This is a genomic window from uncultured Psychrobacter sp., assembly GCF_947488565.1.
GTDB lineage: Bacteria > Pseudomonadota > Gammaproteobacteria > Pseudomonadales > Moraxellaceae > Psychrobacter > Psychrobacter saeujeotis.
Genome location: NZ_CANKZC010000002.1, coordinates 447,599 through 467,222, shown reverse-complemented (window position 1 = coordinate 467,222; position 19,624 = coordinate 447,599). Strand labels below are relative to the sequence as shown.

Sequence of the window (19,624 nt, the reverse complement as noted above, 5' to 3'; positions counted from 1 at the left end):
GCACATTTTGTATGCCCGCCATCACCTACGTGTGGAGTTTAGCATTATGAGCCGAGGTACTCGCACCATCGAAATCTATCGCTACGATCCTGATGTGGACGCAGCGCCGCGCATGCAGACTTATACGATTGAGCTACAAGACTCAGATCGTATGTTGCTTGATGTGTTATTGCGTCTCAAAAAGGAAGATGAAACCATCACTTTCCGCCGCTCATGTCGCGAAGGCATTTGCGGTTCTGATGGCGTAAACATTAACGGTAAAAATGGTTTGGCCTGTTTGATTAACATGAACACATTGCCTGAAAAAGTCACTGTTCGTCCATTGCCGGGCTTACCTGTTGTCCGTGACTTAGTCGTTGACATGAACCAGTTCTATGAGCAATACGAAAAAGTACATCCTTACTTAATTAATGAGCAGCCAGCGCCGCCAACCGAGCGTTTGCAGTCACCTGAGCAGCGTGAAAAGATGAACGGTCTGTACGAATGCATCTTATGCGCTTGTTGTTCTACCAGCTGTCCATCATTTTGGTGGAACCCTGACAAGTTCTTAGGTCCAGCAGCACTACTTAACGCCAACCGTTTTGTCGTTGATAGTCGTGATACTGATACGCAAGCACGTCTAGCACGTCTGGACGATCCGTTTAGCTTATTCCGTTGTCGCGGTATTATGAACTGTGTGTCAGTCTGTCCAAAAGGTTTGAACCCTACTAAAGCAATCGGTAATCTACGCAGTTTGCTGCTTGATCAAGCAGGTTAACTGGATATGCATACGCTTTAATTTACAAAGACACCGTCTGTTGATCAGGCGGTTTTTTTATTGTACAAAGTGCTCTATTGCTAGATTAGCAAGACGAGAGTCATTTATCTTAACTAATGTAAGTCTATGCGTACAGTACGTTGGTAGCATGTAAGAGATTATAGATTGACTATTATTTACCTGTACAATTTATACATGATAAAAAGCTTGTTGATTTGATAGGTCATCATATAATTTCGTCGATTGTAAAAGTTAAAGATTCGTTTAGTGCGAAGAAATCGTTTCTTTATGAGTTCTTTATGAGAGTGATGTCTGTCATAACTAAGACTGTTTTATAAATAAAGTTGGTGTTTCGCAACTTATGATAAATATTGCTTCATAAAAATGTTATCATAGCGCCACTAAACAACGTTAAAAAAATAGACTCTTTATACTAACTCTCTACGAAATTTTAACCATAGCATCGTTAATAATATGCGCCTGATGTCCGTAAAGTAATGACTACTATTCGAAAAGTAATAGTTAATATTTAATATGTAAATACTTAGTATTGAACAAACAAACTATGTCAAGTAATTTATACATGTTACCTTATATAGCAGTGTATGCTCGTTATAGATAACACTTTAAATGGTTTTTAAACATTTCTTGCAAAGCGATCGTTTATCTAAGTAAATAACGTTAGTGAAGCTTGGACTTGATATTATCGTGGCTCATACTCATTTATAATATCAAGCAATCATAAGTAGCGCTTAACATAATCAGTCAATGACCATTATCCACAAACTATTACTCAAAAACAGTAACTATCGATAAGTAATAACTAGTAAATAGTATTTCATGATGTATACCAACTTTTTTTAAAGCTTAGCGTATAATAGAACACACAATAATAAGCACGATTCCATTCATTTATCTATCAAATAGACGATTATTATGAATAGTATAACGAAAGAAGCAGCCGGCGTAGAACATACTGAACTTGCCGCTGACAATGCCCTTTATATCGAATCCCTTTATGAGCAGTTTTTAAGCGACCCAGACAGTGTCGATACGGATTGGCAAGATTATTTTAAGCAGTACCAATCTCCTAACGATGCTAAGCATAATGCCATTAAAGATCAATTCTTATTGCTTGCTCGTAATCAGACAGCCAACAAAGTTGGCCCCGCCTCTGACAATGCAGCTATAAGCACCCCAGAAGACTGTGCAGACCCTAAACAGATGGCTGTTCAGCAATTGATTTCGGCGTATCGTCGTCGTGGTCATCGCCGTGCACAGCTTGACCCTTTAGAGCTGCATCCGCGCGCTGAAGTCGAAGATTTGACCCTCGCTTATCATGGCTTATCAGAAGCCGATCTCGATACTGTATATCCTACTAGCGATCTTAATATCGGTAAAAAAGAAGCGCCATTGCGTGAAATTATCGAAATTATGGAGCGCGTCTATTGCCGTCATATCGGTGTAGAGTACATGCACGTGACCACCAGTACCGAAAAACGCTGGATGGAAAAGTATCTTGAGACCAATCTAGGTTACATCAAGTTTGACGAGGAAAAACGCTTATCTATTTTGGAGCGTTTGACGGCTGCTGAAGGATTAGAGAAGTACTTAGCGCGTAAATATACGGGCGTAAAACGTTTTGGTCTAGAAGGCGGCGAAAGCTTTATTCCTGCGGTTAACGAAATCATTCAACGTGCTGGTAGTTACGGTACCAAAGAGATGGTTATCGGTATGGCTCACCGTGGACGTCTTAACTTATTGGTTAACGTCTTAGGTAAAAATCCTGCTGATTTATTTGACGAGTTTGATGGAAAAGTACAGCCAGAAAAAGGCTCAGGCGATGTCAAATACCACAATGGTTATTCATCTAATGTGATGACGCCAGGCGGTGAAGCTCATCTAGCATTGGCTTTTAACCCATCTCATCTTGAAATCGTTGCCCCCGTGTTACAAGGCTCTGTTCGCGCTCGTCAAGTGCGTCGTAATGATCAAGCTCGTCATAATGACAAAGATGGCAACTCAGTACTACCGATTGTTGTGCATGGTGATGCAGCGTTTGCTGGTCAAGGCGTAGTACAAGAAACTTTTCAGATGTCACAGACACGTGCCTATACCACGGGTGGTACGGTACACATTGTTATAAACAACCAAGTTGGCTTTACGACCAGTCGTCAAGAAGATTTGCGTTCGACAGAATACTGTACCGATGTCGCCAAAATGGTTCATGCTCCTATTTTACATGTAAACGGTGATGATCCTGAATCGGTTGTTTTTGCCGCGCAGCTTGCACTTGATTACCGTCATGAGTTTGATAAAGACATTATTATCGATCTGTTTTGTTATCGCCGTAACGGTCACAACGAAGCAGATGAGCCTTCTGCAACCCAGCCCTTGATGTATTCCGTTATCAAAAAGTTACCAACGACTCGTGCACTCTATGCACAGCAATTGGTTGAAGCTGGCGTAATCGATGAAGAAAAAGCCAAAAACTACGAGGACTTATACCGTGAGTCGCTAGATCGTGGTGATTATGTGGTGAATTCTTTGGTCAATGATCCTGATGAAGCGCTCTTTGTTAACTGGAAGCCGTATTTAGGTCATGACTTGGTCGATGATTGGGATACCAGTGTCGATATCGAAAAGTTAAAAGAGTATGGCCATCGCATGGCGAAAATGCCAGAAGGTTATAAGCTACAGCGTCAAGTGCAAAAGCTTGTTGATCAGCGTTTAGCGATGCAAACTGGTGAAGAGCCTCTTAACTGGGGCGCAGCAGAAACGCTTGCTTATGCTTCTCTTGTCGACAATGATGATGTATTAGTACGTATCACTGGTGAAGATGTTGGCCGCGGTACTTTCTCGCATCGCCATAGCGAAATTTATAACGTCAACGATGGCAGTATGTATGTGCCACTTGCGCATATAAGCGAGACCCAAGCGCGTTTTGCCACCTACAACTCATTGCTATCAGAAGAAGCGGTACTAGCCTTTGAGTATGGCTATGCAACGACAGTACCCAATGCGTTGATCGTATGGGAAGCGCAGTTTGGCGACTTCGTTAACGGTGCACAGGTGGTTATCGACCAGTTTATCTCTAGTGGTGAGACCAAGTGGCAACGTGTTTGCGGTCTAACGATGCTGTTACCACATGGTTATGAAGGTCAAGGCCCTGAACATTCTTCAGCACGTCTTGAGCGCTTTTTACAGCTATGTGCTGAAGACAATATGCAGGTCATTACTCCGACTACGCCAGCGCAAATCTATCATGCACTACGTCGTCAAGCAGTACGTCCAATTCGTAAACCCCTGATCGTGATGTCACCCAAAAGCTTATTACGTCACAAGCTTGCAACTTCACAATTGGAAGAGCTTGCTAACGGCAAATTTGAGACAGTACTACCAGAGATTGATCAGCAAAATACCGATCAGATCACACGTTTGGTACTGTGCGGCGGTAAGGTCTATTACGACCTACTTGAGCAGCGCCGCGCATTGGGTCTAGAGCATGTGGCCATCGTTCGTATTGAGCAGTTATATCCACTTCCAGAAGAACGCTTGATTGCTGAGATAGAAAAATACAGCAATCTAGAAGAGATCGTTTGGTCACAAGAAGAACCCTTGAACCAAGGTGCTTGGTACTATTTAGCGCCGCATATGTTCCGTATTGTGGTACCGCATCCGACTAAAGCGAAAGTGATGGAGCCAGTAGCACGTCCTCCTAGTGCAGCGCCAGCGACTGGTTCACCGAAGTTGCATGCTCAGCAGCAGCAAACACTGGTTGCCGAGAGTCTAGGTGTTAGTGTGGATAAATTGGCTGAATAAGTCTTACCAACATAAGATTAATCAATGAGACGATAGCAGTTAGATCCTATTACATGGTTATATGCTCAAGAAGTAAATGAGGTATGAGGGTATGTTTTTATTAATGACCTATCCTTAAATAGGAAATAGCTGTCTATCACGACGTAATAATAAATAGTAATATCTAAATCTAAGGAGTATATCGATGGCTGAAATCAATGCCCCCGTTTTTCCAGAATCGATTGCCGATGGCACGATTGTTGAATGGCATGTCACTGAAGGTCAACAGGTTAATCGTGATGACCTATTAGCAGAAATTGAAACTGATAAAGTAGTATTAGAAGTCGTTGCACCTGATGACGGTGTAGTGACCAAAATCGTCAAGCAAGTCGATGATACTGTTGAATCAGCTGACTTAATCGCAGAGTTTGAAGCTGGCGCAAGTGGCAGTTCTGATGCTGGCTCTAATGAAGCGCCAGCCGTAGATCCAGATCAACCTGCTGCACCAGTACAACAAAAAGAAACTGGCTATGGCGATACCCCAAGTCGTCCAGATGCGCCGCATGATGAAGCCGATCATAAAGATCAAAGTCCAGCGGTACGTAAAGCTGCCAAAGAAAGTGGCGTAGATCCTAAAGAAGTCGAAGGCAGTGGTCGCGGCGGCCGAGTAACCAAGACTGATATGGCAAGTCCAACGCTAAAAGCTGATAGCTCTATCAAGTCTGACAGTGGTCGTCCTGTCGCTGAGTCAACGGGCGAGCGTACTGAAAAACGCGTACCAATGACCCGTTTACGTAAGCGTGTTGCTGAGCGTCTATTGTCAGCATCACAAGATACAGCGATGCTAACGACGTTTAACGAAGTCAACATGAAGCCGTTGATGGACTTACGTACGAAGTATAAAGATAAGTTTGAAAAACGTCATGGTGTACGTCTAGGCTTTATGTCATTGTTCGTACGCGCCGCTACCGAAGCGCTAAAACGTTTCCCAGCAGTAAACGCCTCATTAGATGGCGATGATATCGTTTATCATGGTTTTTATGATATCGGTGTTGCCGTTTCATCAGATCGTGGCTTAGTTGTGCCAGTATTGCGTGATACCGATCGCATGAGCATGGCGGATGTTGAAAGCAAAATCCGTGAGCTTGGCGGTAAAGCACAAGAAGGCAAATTAGGTCTAGATGAGATGACTGGTGGTACGTTCACTATCTCAAACGGCGGTGTCTTTGGCTCGCTTATGTCAACGCCTATCTTAAATCCGCCGCAAACGGCTATTTTAGGTATGCATGCTATCAATGATCGCCCAATGGCTGTTGATGGTAAAGTTGAAATCTTACCGATGATGTATCTGGCGCTGTCTTACGACCACCGTATGATCGATGGTAAAGAAGCGGTACAGTTCTTAGTGACTATCAAAGAGCTCGTTGAAGATCCATCATTATTACTACTAGATCTATAAGTGTTTGAGCTTGTATTGGTAATCGCCGATACAAGCTTTTTTAGCTTTGTGACAAAAGCTCTCCCAGTTATTCTGCAATTCTCACGGTTACACATCAGCGTTACATAGCATCAGATACTGAAGTAGTGTATTGACTATACGGTTATCTGCTGGCTGATTACGTTTGTTATTAATAAATTGCTTAATAGCTTAAACGATAACGAATACCAAACCTGAAAAATATGATTGGCCAGGTCAAACTTGCTTAGTCTACTAATAGGTAGCGTTTGCACTGGTTTTTCTGGTTAATTAAACTTTTAGGCATAGTATAAAATTTGAAATAGGAACGGACTATGAAAGACAATTATGATTTGGTCGTCATTGGCGGCGGTCCCGGTGGTTATGAAGCAGCTATCCGTGCAGGACAGCTGGGTATGAGTGTGGCTTGTATCGAAAAACGTGTCTATAAAGGTGAGCCGGCGCTTGGCGGTACATGCTTAAACGTCGGTTGTATCCCATCAAAAGCACTCCTTGATAGCTCACATCGTTACGAAGCGACTAAGCATGATCTTGATGAGCATGGCATTAGCACAGGCGACGTCTCTATCAATATCGAACAGATGATAGAGCGTAAAGAAGGTATTGTTAAGCAATTGACTGGCGGTGTAGCAGCATTATTAAAAGGTAATGGTGTTGACTGGCTACAAGGTTGGGGCACGTTAGAAGACGGCAAAGGCGCTGACAAAAAAGTTAAGTTTACGGCTTTAGAAGACGAATCTGAGACCACCATCACTGCAAAAAACGTTATTTTGGCAGCAGGCTCTGTGCCTATCGAGATTCCTGTCGCTAAAACTGACGGCGATCGTATCGTTGACTCAACAGGTGCACTCGATTTTACCGAAGTACCTAAGCGTTTAGGCGTTATCGGTGCGGGCGTTATTGGTCTTGAGCTTGGCTCTGTATGGCGTCGCTTAGGTAGTGAAGTGGTTGTATACGAAGCACTACCTGAATTTTTAGCCGCAGCTGATAAAGACATCGCTAAAGAATCACGTAAGATGTTTAAAAAGCAAGGCCTTGATATCCGCGTCGATACCAAAGTCACTAATGCCGAAGTACAAGGCGATGAAGTCGTCGTTACAAGCGAAAACAAAGGCGAATCGAGCGAGGAGCGTTTTGATAAGCTCATCGTTTGTGTCGGTCGCCGTGCTTACTCTGAAAAGCTACTGGGTGATGACAGCGGTATTACCTTGACCGAACGTGGTTTGATTGACGTAAATGAACAATGTAAAACCAATCTTGATGGCGTATATGCCATTGGTGACTTAGTTCGTGGTCCAATGCTTGCGCATAAAGCCATGGAAGAGGGCATGATGGCGGTTGAGCGTATTCATGGTGAAAAAGCACAAGTCAACTATGATACTATTATCAACGTTATTTATACGCATCCAGAAATCGCATGGGTTGGTCTCACTGAGCAAGAAGCGACTGAAGCCGGTTATGAAGTCAAAACAGGTTCATTCAATCTAGCGGCTAACGGCCGTGCTTTGGCGCAAAGTGAAGCGCAAGGTTCTGTTAAAGTCGTCGCTGATGCAAAAACAGATCGTCTATTAGGTATGCACGCTATCTCTGCTGGTGCAGGCGACATCGTCCATCAAGGTATGATTGCGATGGAATTTGTTTCTAGTGTTGAAGACTTGCAGCTAATGACGTTTGCACATCCAACGATATCAGAAGCCGTACACGAAGCGGCACTATCGGCCGATGGCCGTGCTATTCACGCCATTCAGCGTAAAAAACGTAAGTAATCGCTAACGTTTACCGAGTAGGTATTAAGGTATAAATTGACCGTAGCACAGTAGACGTCATGACTATGATAACTATGATGATCATGATGACTATGCTTATGATAAGGGTTATAACGATAAGCGTTATAACCGCTGGAGCTACGGTTATAAGTGCACTATATACATATTATCGTGCACTTATTTTCACTTTTTATTAATTGTAAAAAACAAAGGATACAATCAATGAATTTACATGAGTATCAAGCAAAAGAGCTATTAAAAAGCTACGGTTTGCCAATTCAAGAAGGCATCATTGCCAACAGTGGCGACGAAGCAGCAGCTGCCTTTGATAAAACCCCAACGGATATCGCTGTTATTAAAGCGCAAGTACACGCTGGTGGTCGCGGTAAAGCGGGCGGCGTAAAGCTGGTTAAAACTCGTGAAGAAGCCAAGCAAGTCGCCGATGAGCTTATCGGTACCAATCTAGTCACGTTCCAAACCGATGCTGATGGTCAACCAGTCAACTTTGTCTTGGTTGCAGAAGATATGTATCCCGTACAAACTGAGCTATATCTTGGTGCAGTTGTCGATCGTTCAACGCGCCGTGTCACCTTTATGGCATCGACTGAAGGCGGTGTTGATATCGAAGAAGTGGCTAACGAGACGCCAGAAAAAATCTTTAAAGTAAGTGTAGATCCATTGGTAGGTCTAATGCCTTACCAAGCGCGTGATGTCGCGTTTCAGTTGGGTTTAGAAGGCAAACAAATCAACCAGTTTGTAAAAATCATGACGGGTGCTTATCAAGCATTTGTTGAAAATGACTTTGCACTGCTTGAAGTGAACCCACTAGCGGTACGTGAAAATGGCGAGATCGTCTGTGTCGATGGCAAAATTGGTATCGACTCAAACGCCCTATATCGTTTGCCAAAAATCGCTGCGCTACAAGACAAAACGCAAGAAAACGAGCGTGAGCTAAAAGCCGCTGAATTTGACCTAAACTACGTAGCCCTAGAAGGTAACATCGGTTGTATGGTCAACGGTGCTGGTTTGGCTATGGCGACTATGGACATCATCAAATTGTATGGCGGTAAGCCTGCTAACTTCCTAGACGTTGGCGGCGGCGCAACTAAAGATCGCGTGGTTGAAGCGTTCAAAATCATCCTAGAAGACAGCAGTGTTGAAGGCGTTCTTATCAACATCTTTGGCGGTATCGTACGCTGTGACATGATTGCAGAAGCGATCATCGCGGCAGTCAAAGAAGTCGATGTAAAAGTACCAGTCGTGGTACGTCTAGAAGGTAACAATGCTGAGAAAGGCTCACAGATTCTAGAAGAGTCTGGTCTAAAGCTAACGTCAGCTCAGGGCCTAGCAGATGCAGCACAAAAAATTGTCGACGCAGTTCAAGCATAATTCTCTATATATAGAGTCTTGAACATAGTAGTCAAAGCGTAATAGCAGTTTTGGTGATGATGAATCGTTAATATATCGACGATATATTAGCCTACAAGCTGCTATTACAAGACAACCGAATACAAGGAAAAAACAATGAGTGTATTAATTGATAAAGATACCAAAGTATTGGTACAAGGTTTCACTGGTAAAAACGGTACGTTCCACTCTGAGCAAGCGATTGAATACGGTACTAAAGTCGTTGGCGGTGTCACGCCAGGTAAAGGCGGTCAGACGCACCTAGGTCTACCAGTATTTAATACCATGAGCGAGGCGATGGAAGCGACTCAAGCTGGTGCTTCAGTTATCTATGTACCAGCGCCATTTGTACTAGATTCTATCGTTGAAGCTGTCGATGCAGGCGTAAAGCTTATCGTCGTGATCACTGAAGGCGTACCGACGATCGATATGCTAAAAGCGAAGCGCTATATCGAAGAAGCTGGCGATGTACGCATGGTTGGTCCTAACTGCCCAGGCGTCATCACGCCAGGTCAATGCAAAATCGGTATCATGCCAGGCCATATCCATCAGCCAGGTAAAGTCGGTATCATCTCACGCTCTGGTACGCTAACGTATGAAGCCGTCGCCCAAACGACAAAGCTTGGCTTTGGTCAGTCAACCTGTATCGGTATCGGCGGTGATCCTATCCCTGGTATGAACCAGATCGACGCGCTAAAACTGTTCCAAGACGATCCACAAACCGAAGCCATCGTATTAATCGGTGAGATCGGTGGTACAGCTGAAGAAGAAGCAGCTGCTTATATTAAAGAAAACGTGACTAAGCCAGTCGTCGGCTACATCGCTGGTGTAACGGCTCCAGAAGGCAAGCGTATGGGTCATGCGGGCGCTATCATCTCTGGTGGTCAAGGTACGGCTGAAGAGAAGTTCAAAGCCTTTGAAGATGCCGGTATCGCGTATACGCGTGACCCAGCCAAAATCGGTGATAAGCTTAAAGAAGTGACTGGTTGGTAGTATAGACCTAGTTCATATAGAGCCTTAAAGTATTAATAGAAGAAACACTCCTATATTGGGGTGTTTTTTTTAGTCGATGAAAAAGAATATGTTTAATAGATCTTAATATCGCTACGAGTAGAGCTTACCAAGCTATCATACTAAGATATTGTTATGATAGCTTGAATAAAGTAAGCAATTATGGCGATAATCGGTTTTTTATTCTAAAAATCAAATATTTTTGGTCAAGCTTTAGTGTTAATCATAACTATATTTACTATTATGAATATTTTGTAAGGCTTACCAGTTAAAGCTTACATAGATAGAAGTAGACAAATGGGTAAAAAATGTAGATTTTATCCCTTCTACCTCCTTAAATTAACACCTTGAAAAAACCTTACTACAACCCTACAATGAGGTGTTTTTATTGTAGCGAATTATCATGAATAACAAGATCTTAGTAACGGGTGGCGCTGGGTATATCGGCTCACATACTTGTATAGAGCTACATCAGGCAGGCTATGATATTGTAGTTTATGATAACTTATCTAACAGCAGCTATGAAGCTATTAATCGTGTCTCTAAGCTTATTGGACGACCAATCGAATTTATTAAAGGCGACGTTCGAAACAGTGAGTTGCTCAAACAAGTCTTTGCTACGCATCAGTTCTTTGGTGTCATTCACTTTGCAGGATTAAAAGCCGTTGGTGAATCCGTTGCTAAGCCTTTGAAGTATTATAATAATAATGTTAGTGGTACGATTACTTTACTTAATGTAATGAAAGAATATAACGTTAATAATTTCATTTTCTCTTCATCTGCTACCGTGTACGGTGATCCTGATATTTTACCTATTGATGAGACTTCTGCGCGCTCCTGCACTAATCCATATGGGCAAAGTAAACTGACCGTTGAGCATATCCTAGAAGACCTAGCTGTATCGGACAATAACTGGAATCTGATAGTTCTTAGATATTTTAATCCAGTAGGTGCGCATCTATCAGGACAGATTGGCGAAGACCCGAATGATATTCCGAACAATCTCATGCCTTATATTTCTCAAGTAGCCGTGGGTAAGCTCAAGCAACTCAGTATTTTTGGTAATGACTATCTTACCGTAGATGGTACAGGCGTACGTGACTTTATCCATGTCACTGACCTTGCGCAGGGGCATGTTGCTGCATTGAATTACTTACAGCAGCAAGCTGTTGTAAAAGAAAACGGTTCAGACCAAAAAAGCTCAGTAGGGTTTTTGCCGATTAACTTAGGTACTGGTAAAGGCACTTCTGTATTAGAGCTAGTAACTGCTTTTATTGAAGTCACTAAACAGCCTGTTGCTTATCAGTTCGCTGAACGCCGCGCAGGTGATGTTGCTAGTTGCTATGCCAGTGCTGATAAAGCGAAAGATATACTAAACTGGGAAGCAAAGCTCTCTATCACTGATATGTGTGAAGATACATGGCGTTGGCAAAGTCGTAATCCAAATGGTTATAGTATAAATATATAAACCATAGCAATATTAAACTTACCTTAAAAAGAACCTACTATGATAAAAGTATTAAGTATATTTGGTACCCGTCCTGAAGCGATCAAAATGGCTCCTGTCGTTAAAGCATTAGAAACTGACTCAAATATCCAATCCTTAGTCTGTGTGACTGCTCAGCACCGAGAAATGCTTGATCAAGTATTGTCTCTATTCGAAATTACTCCAGATTATGATTTAGATATTATGAAATCTGGACAGAGCTTAACAGAAGCCAGCTCAAGAATGCTGCTCGCGCTTGAACCTATCCTAAAAGAATGTAAACCAGACTTAGTACTTGTGCACGGAGATACCTCAACGACATTGTGCGGGGCCATGGCTGCTTTTTATCAGCAGATACCTATCGGTCATGTTGAGTCTGGTTTGCGTACTTATGATATTTACTCTCCTTGGCCAGAAGAAGCTAATAGACAACTCACCAGTATCATTACTAAGCTGCACTTTGCACCGACTAAGACAGCGGCGCAGCATCTCTATGATGAGCATAACAATCCTGATTATATTTATGTGACTGGCAATACGGTCGTTGATGCGCTATTAGATGTTAAAGATAAGCTTGAAACTGATGAGATTCTAAAAAATAAACTACAGCAGAAGTTTTCTGAGCTGGACTTTACAAAGCGACGTGTGCTCATTACGGGTCATCGCCGTGAAAACTTTGGTAATGGATTTGAGTCCATTTGCCAAGCGATTCGAGAGCTTGCCAAAAAATACCCCGACTATGAGTTCGTTTATCCTGTTCATCTAAATCCTAATGTTAAAGAGCCTGTCAATAGACTGTTAAAAGACCTTGATAACGTCAAATTGATTGAGCCACAAGATTATCTGCCTTTTGTGTACTTGATGAGCACCAGTCATATTATTCTCACTGACTCAGGTGGAATTCAAGAAGAAGCCCCATCACTGGGTATTCCAGTACTAGTTATGCGCAGCACGACCGAACGTCAAGAAGCAGTCGAAGCAGGTACGGTCAAACTAGTAGGTACCCATTGTCCTACTATCGTCGCTGAAGTCAGTAATCTCATTGAAAACGAAGCCATCTATCTAAAAATGAGCCAAGCACATAATCCATATGGCGATGGGCAGGCTTCAGACCGTATCGCAGCGACTATCGTTGAATACTTTGATCAGTCAGTAACTAATAAATAACGACGTAAATTAACTCTATATAAAGTAAGTGAGATTAGAATGAAAAATATTTGTGTGTTTGGTCTGGGTTATATTGGTCTGCCAACAGCTGCAATGTTTGCACACCATGGGGCAAACGTCGTCGGTGTCGATGTCAATCAGCATGCCGTTGATACGATCAATCAAGGCAAAATCCACATTGTAGAGCCAGGGCTTGAAACGATAGTTAAAAAAGCAGTAGACAATGGTAATCTAAAAGCTAATTTAACGCCTGTCCATTCAGATGCTTATCTGATCGCAGTGCCAACACCGTTTAAGGGTGAAGACCACACACCTGATCTATCTTATATTCAAGCAGTTAGCAAAGCGCTAGCCCCTTTGTTAGAAAAAGGGAATATAGTGATTTTAGAATCAACCTCACCAGTAGGCGCTACAGAGCAGATGGTTGCATGGCTCGCTGAAGCCCGTCCTGATTTAACCTTTCCTAAATATCATGAGCCTGATGTTGAGGCCGATATCTATGTTGCTTATTGCCCTGAGCGCGTACTCCCGGGTAAGGTTGTAGAAGAGCTGATCTCAAACGATCGTATCATCGGTGGTATGACCAAAGAGTCGACCAAAAAAGCGCAAGAAGTTTATCGTATCTTCGTCGAAGGGGAGCTGCTCGCAACCAACTCTCGTACGGCTGAAATGGTAAAGCTTACCGAAAATGCCTCTCGCGATGTCAGTATTGCTTTCGCTAATGAGCTGTCTATCATCTCAGATAAGCTCGATATCAACGTCTGGGAGCTGATTGAGCTTGCCAATCATCATCCACGTGTCAATATTCTCCAGCCTGGTGCTGGCGTTGGTGGACACTGCATCGCTGTCGATCCATGGTTTATCGTCAATCAAAACCCAGATGAAGCAAAAATCATCCGTACTGCCCGAGAGATTAATGATTATAAGCCTGAATGGGTAATAGAAAAAATTAATACTGAAGTTAGTGAGGTACAAGCTCAGGGTATTAGCAGACCAACAGTCGCTCTACTAGGATTGGCATTCAAGCCTAACATTGATGACTTAAGAGAAAGTCCAGCAGTCAATATTGCACAAAAAATGCTTGAGATGAATCAGGCTGAAATTCTATTGGTCGAGCCTAACATTAAGCAGTTACCTAAAAAGCTAGCTACCGGTAATTTAGTTTCTTTAGATGTTGCCATAGAGCAAGCTGATGTATTGGTAGTGCTAGTTGCCCATGATGAGTTTAAAAAAGAGCAGTTATCTAGCAATGCTCGAGTAGTCGATGTTGTTAGCGGTCTCTAGTCTTATTACTTTTTAAAATCGACATTATTTAAATATGATGTGAATATTTAAATAATGTCATGTTTGAATGGTTAGCTATATTTAGGCAAGTATATTATGAGAAAGTTGAAAAAGCTGAAAAGATTGTTTGATAGTAATAAAACCAAATGGACTACTGTAGTTCTCAACAAATATAATTATAATATCAATGCCGATGAATCAGTAGCTGCCACTCGTAGTATTGAAGTAGAAAACAGCTCTCTAGAAAAAAATAAAATTGTGAAAACGATTGATAAAAGAACAGAGCTTGGTCTGCTTATATATAAAGACGCAATTGAGCTATCCTTAACACATCCTGTTTGGTATGAATTGCCAGTGCAAGCTGGACAAACATTAGTCATAAAAGCTGCTTCTCAATATCTAAATCTAGAGAACATTACTGATCGTAAAGCGGTTTTAATGATCAACAGTTATGATGAGAATGGTAAAGAAGTTGATATTCCATGTGGTCAAATGGCTAAATCTGAGAACTTACATGCTTATTTCAAATATTTACCTTCAACTAATAACAGTATTAAAGAGCTACATAGTTTTGTCGTACCTGATGGTGTTAGTCAAATTCATCTTGGCCTCTCTGCTTTTAACACTTTTGAAATGCAAAAAATATTTGTAAAAAGTTTAAGTATTAAGCAGGATTTTAAGGATTATCACACTGATAAGCCTAATGGCTTAGATGTTACAAATGAAGTTTTAGAACCATCTATATTCCCTACTAGTGGGACAGTGAATGACGAGCAACTCTCTCAAAAAACTAGTGCTACTGGAAAGGTAGAGTTTGGATTACCTATACATAATGATTCAATTGAACTATCCGAAAAAACTCCGTTTTGGTATCAAGTTTCAGTCCAAGCTGGTCAAAGACTAGCTGTTAGCGCAGCTTCCCAATATCAAAATATAGAGGAAACTGCTAATCGTAAAGCTGTTTTAATGATTAATAGCTATGGTGATGATGGGGAGTATATTGATTCATCTTGTGGGCAAATGGGTAAATCTGAAATTCTAGGAGCCTATTTTAAATATCTACCTTTTACTAATAATATTATTAGAGAAGTGCATAGTTTTGTGGTACCTGATGGTGTTAGTCAAATACATCTTGGCTTCTGTGCCTTTAACACCGTTAAAGAGCAAAAAGTCTTTGTTAAGAACCTTAGTATTGAGCCAAAACTGAAAACGCTTCAAGATACTAATATTATTAATTTAACTACTGCTAAGAAAAAATTAGAATCGACCACTGAGCAAGCTAATGATCAAAAGTATTCCGCTCTAAATGACAGAAAACTAGAAAATGGGATATCTTCTAAAAGAACTGATATTAAAAAATCACAGTTTGGATTACTTATATATAAGGATGCTATTGAGCTACCTAAAGAAAGTTCTATCTGGTATGAATTGCCAGTAAAAGCTGGACAGGTACTAATAATAAGCGCCGCTTCTCAGTATCTAAATATGAAAAATATTGTTGATCGTAAAGCAGTTTTGATGATCAACAGTTATGATGAAGATGGTGAGGAAGTTGATATACCATGTGGACGCATGGCTAAATCTAGCGTTCTAAATGCTTATTTTAAATACCTTCCCTTTACTAATAATGATATTAAAGAGTTACATAGTTTTGTCGTACCTGATGGTGTTAGTCAAATACATCTTGGACTATGTGCTTTTAATACTAGTAAAGAACAAAAGGTCTTTGTCAAGAATTTGAGCATTGAGCCAAAGTTAGCAAAGTCTCAGGCTACTAAATTTATAGCGCCAAGTGTGCAAGCCGCAGAAGTTAGTATCATCGGTTGGCCTGAGATTCCAGTAAATAATAAACCTTGTATTATTGGTGTTATGGATGAATTTACTACAGGCTGCTTTGAACAAGATGTAAATTTGATTCAACCACGACCAGATAACTGGCTTGCTTTAGCAGAGAAATATAAGCCAGTATTATTTTTTATCGAAAGTGCATGGCAAGGCAACTATGGTAGCTGGCAGTATCGGGTTGGGCAATATGCTAATAAACCAGGTCATGAGATTGATCATATTTGCCAGTACGCTCGCAATAAAGGTATACCTACACTATTTTGGAATAAAGAAGATCCTGTTCACCATGATAAATTCATGTGTAGTGCGAAGTTAGTAGATTATATTTATACAACTGACGCTAATATGAAGTCTTCTTACATTAAGAAAACTGGTAACACCAATATACACTCTTTACCTTTTGCAGCGCAGCCAGCGCTGCATAAACCAGCATCATTACAAGGTCGCAAACCACGTTCATGCTTTGCTGGTAGCTGGTATGGCAATCGTCATGCTGAAAGAGGTGAGGCCATGAGCTGGCTACTAAAAGCAGCTAATAATTATGGATTAGATATATACGACCGTAATTATGATAATGGCACTTTTCCTTTCCCAGAAGAGTATCAAGCAGGTATCAAAGGTAGCTTGCCTTATAAAGAGCTTTGTGAAGAGTACAACCGTTATCGAATATTTTTAAATGTTAACTCGGTTACTGAATCACCAACTATGTTTTCACGTCGTGTATTTGAGCTCATGGCGAGTGGCACGCCAGTTGTAAGTACCTATGCTAAAGGTATTGAAACTTTATTCGACTCAGATGCAGTGTGGCTAGTAAATAACCAAGAAGAAGCAGATATAGCGATTCGAACTTTAATGACTGATGATGCAGAATGGCGTAGACGAAGTTTGGCAGGTATTCGTGAGATATTCTCAAAACATACCTATGCTCATCGTCTTAATGGTATTTTTGCGGATATGAATATAGGGTGTCATATAACAATAGATTCTAATATTGCACTTTTCGCAAAAGCAAATAGTCTAGTAGAAATTAACTTGCTCGAACAATTTGCTAAAAACCAAAGCTATCGAAATTTCTGTTTGGTTATCGAATATGCACAAAATAAAATTTCAATAGAAAACAAAGTAGCCGAAAATATTATCATTATAGAGTCGAACGAAAGTAAAGCATGGGCTATCGAGAACCAAGATAGTTATCCTATCGCAGGTTGGGTGACGCCTAATAACTACTATGGCAAGTATTATCTTCGTGATCTTATCAATGCTAGCATTTACGAGCCAAAAGCTGAAGGTTGGGCTAAAGCACTTGAGAATGATGTATTTGGTTATGGAGCACCAACGCTGTTAAGTGGTGCACTTTGGAAAATGAAAGAATTTCTCAACTATTATATTGATGCGAAAGCTGATGATAGCATCACATACTCAAAGTTATATTTAGCGGATAGCGAACAGTTTGAAGGAAATATAGATTCAGAGTATAAGCAGTTGAGAGGAGCTAAGTAATGTTAAAAAGAGTATTAATATGTGCCAATCCTGATCTCAACTATATTGATGGCTCTTCTATTTGGGCACAGACCATCGCTTTAGCAACAGCGGCAACCGCTACGGCGCAAGTTGACTTCATAGCTAAAAGTACACCAGAGCGCGATGAGTTGTTTGGGCCACTCAAAACTGCACAGCATATTAATATTATTGATGGTATAAAACATCAGTACTGGCAAGGTAAGAGTTACAAACGTTTGTCTCTATCTATGATGGCTGAGCTTGCAGTTGCTCTGAATGATATTCATGCTTACGATGTCATTATCGTCCGTGGTTTAGAAATTGCTACTCAGTTGCTAAAGTTTCCTGAGATACTGTCTAAGTGCTGGATGTATTTGACGGATATACCGCAAAGTCTAGCAGATTACGATGATGAACTGCGCCATACCATGCAAAATATTGGTCAGGGATGCCAAAAGCTCCTGTGTCAAACAGAAGGTTTTAAAGTTCTATGGCAAGAATTAATACCAAGTCTCAAAGAAAATAAGTTCAATCTATATACTCCAGTCATACCAGATATTCCTAAGGATTTATCATCGATAACTGAACGTCCTATACATGCTATATATGCTGGTAAGTTTAAGGCTGACTGGATGACTATGGAGATGGTGGACGCTTGGCCTATCGTTCATAATCAGATTGCTTCTAGTGAACTTATAATGATCGGTGACAAAATACATAATGAACCGAATCAACCTAATTATCAGCAGCATATGCGCCATGCCTTAGAAAAGACAGAAGGATTGATTTGGTTAGGTGCTCAATCTAGAGAAGCTGTACAACAGGAACTCCAAAAAGCAAGAGTTGGGCTATCTTGGCGCTCAGAGAGTATGAATGATACTGTGGAGTACTCTACTAAGATACTAGAGTATGGCGGTGCAGGCTGTGCAGCTATCCTCAACCGTAATGCATTACATGAGCAGCTGCTAGGCGCAGACTATCCTCTATTCGCTAATAGCACTGAGGAATTTTCTCATCAGCTCATTCGCGCATTGAAAGAGCCTGATGTCACTCAGCAAGCCGCAAATACTTTACAGCAATTAGCTGAGCGTCATACCTTCTCCACACGTGTGAATGAGATAAAAAGTTGGTTAGCACAAGTGCCTGACATACCAAAGCCTGCAAAAAAGACACGCGTACTAGTAGCAGGGCATGATCTTAAGTTTTTTACTTTATTACAAAGTAAGCTAGAAGCTAGTGGACAGTTTGAGTTTTTAATCGATCAGTGGCAAGGGCATAATAAACATGATGAAGTACAAAGTCGCAAATTATTAGAGCAGGCGGATGTTATATTTTGCGAGTGGTGCTTGGGCAATCTCAAATGGTACTCTCATCATAAAATGCCACATCAGCGACTCATAGGGCGTTTTCATGCACAAGAAGTGCGCGTACCTTATATGGGAGAAGCGAACTGGAATGCTATTGATCATATTGGATTTGTCAGCGAACACATTCGTAAGCAAGCATTAGATACATTTGAGGGTTTTCCTATAGAGAAGACTTCCGTAATACCAAATTATTTAGATATTAATAAGTTCACTCCTAAGCAAAAGACTGGGGAAGCGCGTTATACGTTAGGAATGATAGGGGTAGCTCCTCAAAGTAAGCGCTTAGATCGTGCGCTTGATCTGTTAGAGTCGTTACTCGAAAAGGATAATAGATACCGCTTACGAGTGAAAGGGAAAAATCCACTCGACTACAACTGGTTGCTCCAGCGTGAAGACGAATTGGCCTATTATCAGCAAGTGTTTAAACGCATTAATAGTAATCCTAAGCTGAGATATAAAGTAATATTCGATCCACCAGGTGATGACGTTAATGAGTGGTTTACTATGGTGGGCTTTATTCTATCTCCGTCTGATTTTGAGTCCTTCCATATGGCGATAGGTGAAGGTATCCTAACAGGAGCTGTACCTATCATTTGGGATTGGGAAGGTGCGGCTGAAATATGGGGTAAAGACTTTGTATATAATAATAAAGAAGATATGATGGAAGGCATCAGCAATAGTACTCAAAAAGCTAAGCTGAATGCATCTTTTTGGAGTATCGATGTTACTTCTAAATGGAACAAACTATTGAGATAA

General features: G+C 41.2%; 11 protein-coding genes. All 11 read left to right on the top strand.

The features are described 5' to 3' along the window. Positions 1 to 46 precede the first annotated feature (46 nt). Complete coding sequence (locus tag Q0890_RS06240) at positions 47 to 757, top strand: succinate dehydrogenase iron-sulfur subunit (RefSeq protein ID WP_299219003.1); 711 nt, start codon at positions 47 to 49, stop codon at positions 755 to 757. A gap of 936 nt (positions 758 to 1,693) precedes the next feature. After that, entirely contained in the window at positions 1,694 to 4,579 is a 2,886-nt protein-coding gene (locus Q0890_RS06235; protein ID WP_299218666.1) for a 2-oxoglutarate dehydrogenase E1 component, read from the top strand. A 184-nt stretch (positions 4,580 to 4,763) separates the two neighbouring features. Then, positions 4,764 to 6,017: a 2-oxoglutarate dehydrogenase complex dihydrolipoyllysine-residue succinyltransferase gene (gene odhB, locus Q0890_RS06230; RefSeq protein WP_299218664.1), complete on the top strand. Its 1,254-nt coding sequence runs from the start codon at positions 4,764 to 4,766 to the stop codon at positions 6,015 to 6,017. Positions 6,018 to 6,349: 332 nt separating this feature from the next. Continuing rightward, positions 6,350 to 7,801 (top strand): dihydrolipoyl dehydrogenase, encoded by a 1,452-nt coding sequence (gene lpdA, locus Q0890_RS06225; protein WP_299218663.1) that lies wholly within the window; start codon positions 6,350 to 6,352, stop codon positions 7,799 to 7,801. A gap of 222 nt (positions 7,802 to 8,023) precedes the next feature. After that, positions 8,024 to 9,190: an ADP-forming succinate--CoA ligase subunit beta gene (gene sucC / locus Q0890_RS06220; protein ID WP_299218661.1), complete on the top strand. Its 1,167-nt coding sequence runs from the start codon at positions 8,024 to 8,026 to the stop codon at positions 9,188 to 9,190. 135 nt (positions 9,191 to 9,325) lie between these two features. After that, complete coding sequence (sucD, locus tag Q0890_RS06215; RefSeq protein ID WP_299218659.1) at positions 9,326 to 10,201, top strand: succinate--CoA ligase subunit alpha; 876 nt, start codon at positions 9,326 to 9,328, stop codon at positions 10,199 to 10,201. 421 nt (positions 10,202 to 10,622) lie between these two features. Further along, complete coding sequence (galE, locus tag Q0890_RS06210) at positions 10,623 to 11,687, top strand: UDP-glucose 4-epimerase GalE (protein ID WP_299218657.1); 1,065 nt, start codon at positions 10,623 to 10,625, stop codon at positions 11,685 to 11,687. Positions 11,688 to 11,726: 39 nt separating this feature from the next. Continuing rightward, positions 11,727 to 12,872, top strand: a complete 1,146-nt coding sequence (wecB, locus tag Q0890_RS06205) for a non-hydrolyzing UDP-N-acetylglucosamine 2-epimerase (RefSeq protein ID WP_345832233.1) — start codon at positions 11,727 to 11,729, stop codon at positions 12,870 to 12,872. 39 nt (positions 12,873 to 12,911) lie between these two features. After that, the gene (gene wecC, locus Q0890_RS06200; RefSeq protein WP_299218655.1) at positions 12,912 to 14,156 is read left to right on the top strand and encodes a UDP-N-acetyl-D-mannosamine dehydrogenase; all 1,245 of its coding nucleotides are present in this window, start codon (positions 12,912 to 12,914) and stop codon (positions 14,154 to 14,156) included. Between the two features lie 96 nt (positions 14,157 to 14,252). Beyond that, the gene (locus tag Q0890_RS06195) at positions 14,253 to 17,501 is read left to right on the top strand and encodes a glycosyltransferase (RefSeq protein ID WP_299218653.1); all 3,249 of its coding nucleotides are present in this window, start codon (positions 14,253 to 14,255) and stop codon (positions 17,499 to 17,501) included. Continuing rightward, positions 17,501 to 19,624, top strand: coding sequence for a glycosyltransferase (locus tag Q0890_RS06190; RefSeq protein ID WP_299218651.1), 2,124 nt, complete (start codon positions 17,501 to 17,503; stop codon positions 19,622 to 19,624). The genes Q0890_RS06195 and Q0890_RS06190 overlap by 1 nt, the downstream gene beginning before the upstream one ends.

Bases quoted from the DNA above. Each gene is read 5' to 3' on its own strand.
- Q0890_RS06190 (WP_299218651.1), top strand. From the start codon at position 17,501: ATGTTAAAAAGAGTATTAATATGTGCCAATCCTGATCTCAACTATATT.
- sucD (WP_299218659.1), top strand. From the start codon at position 9,326: ATGAGTGTATTAATTGATAAAGATACCAAAGTATTGGTACAAGGTTTC.
- wecC (WP_299218655.1), top strand. From the start codon at position 12,912: ATGAAAAATATTTGTGTGTTTGGTCTGGGTTATATTGGTCTGCCAACA.
- Q0890_RS06240 (WP_299219003.1), top strand. From the start codon at position 47: ATGAGCCGAGGTACTCGCACCATCGAAATCTATCGCTACGATCCTGAT.
- sucC (WP_299218661.1), top strand. From the start codon at position 8,024: ATGAATTTACATGAGTATCAAGCAAAAGAGCTATTAAAAAGCTACGGT.
- Q0890_RS06195 (WP_299218653.1), top strand. From the start codon at position 14,253: ATGAGAAAGTTGAAAAAGCTGAAAAGATTGTTTGATAGTAATAAAACC.
- odhB (WP_299218664.1), top strand. From the start codon at position 4,764: ATGGCTGAAATCAATGCCCCCGTTTTTCCAGAATCGATTGCCGATGGC.
- wecB (WP_345832233.1), top strand. From the start codon at position 11,727: ATGATAAAAGTATTAAGTATATTTGGTACCCGTCCTGAAGCGATCAAA.
- galE (WP_299218657.1), top strand. From the start codon at position 10,623: ATGAATAACAAGATCTTAGTAACGGGTGGCGCTGGGTATATCGGCTCA.
- Q0890_RS06235 (WP_299218666.1), top strand. From the start codon at position 1,694: ATGAATAGTATAACGAAAGAAGCAGCCGGCGTAGAACATACTGAACTT.
- lpdA (WP_299218663.1), top strand. From the start codon at position 6,350: ATGAAAGACAATTATGATTTGGTCGTCATTGGCGGCGGTCCCGGTGGT.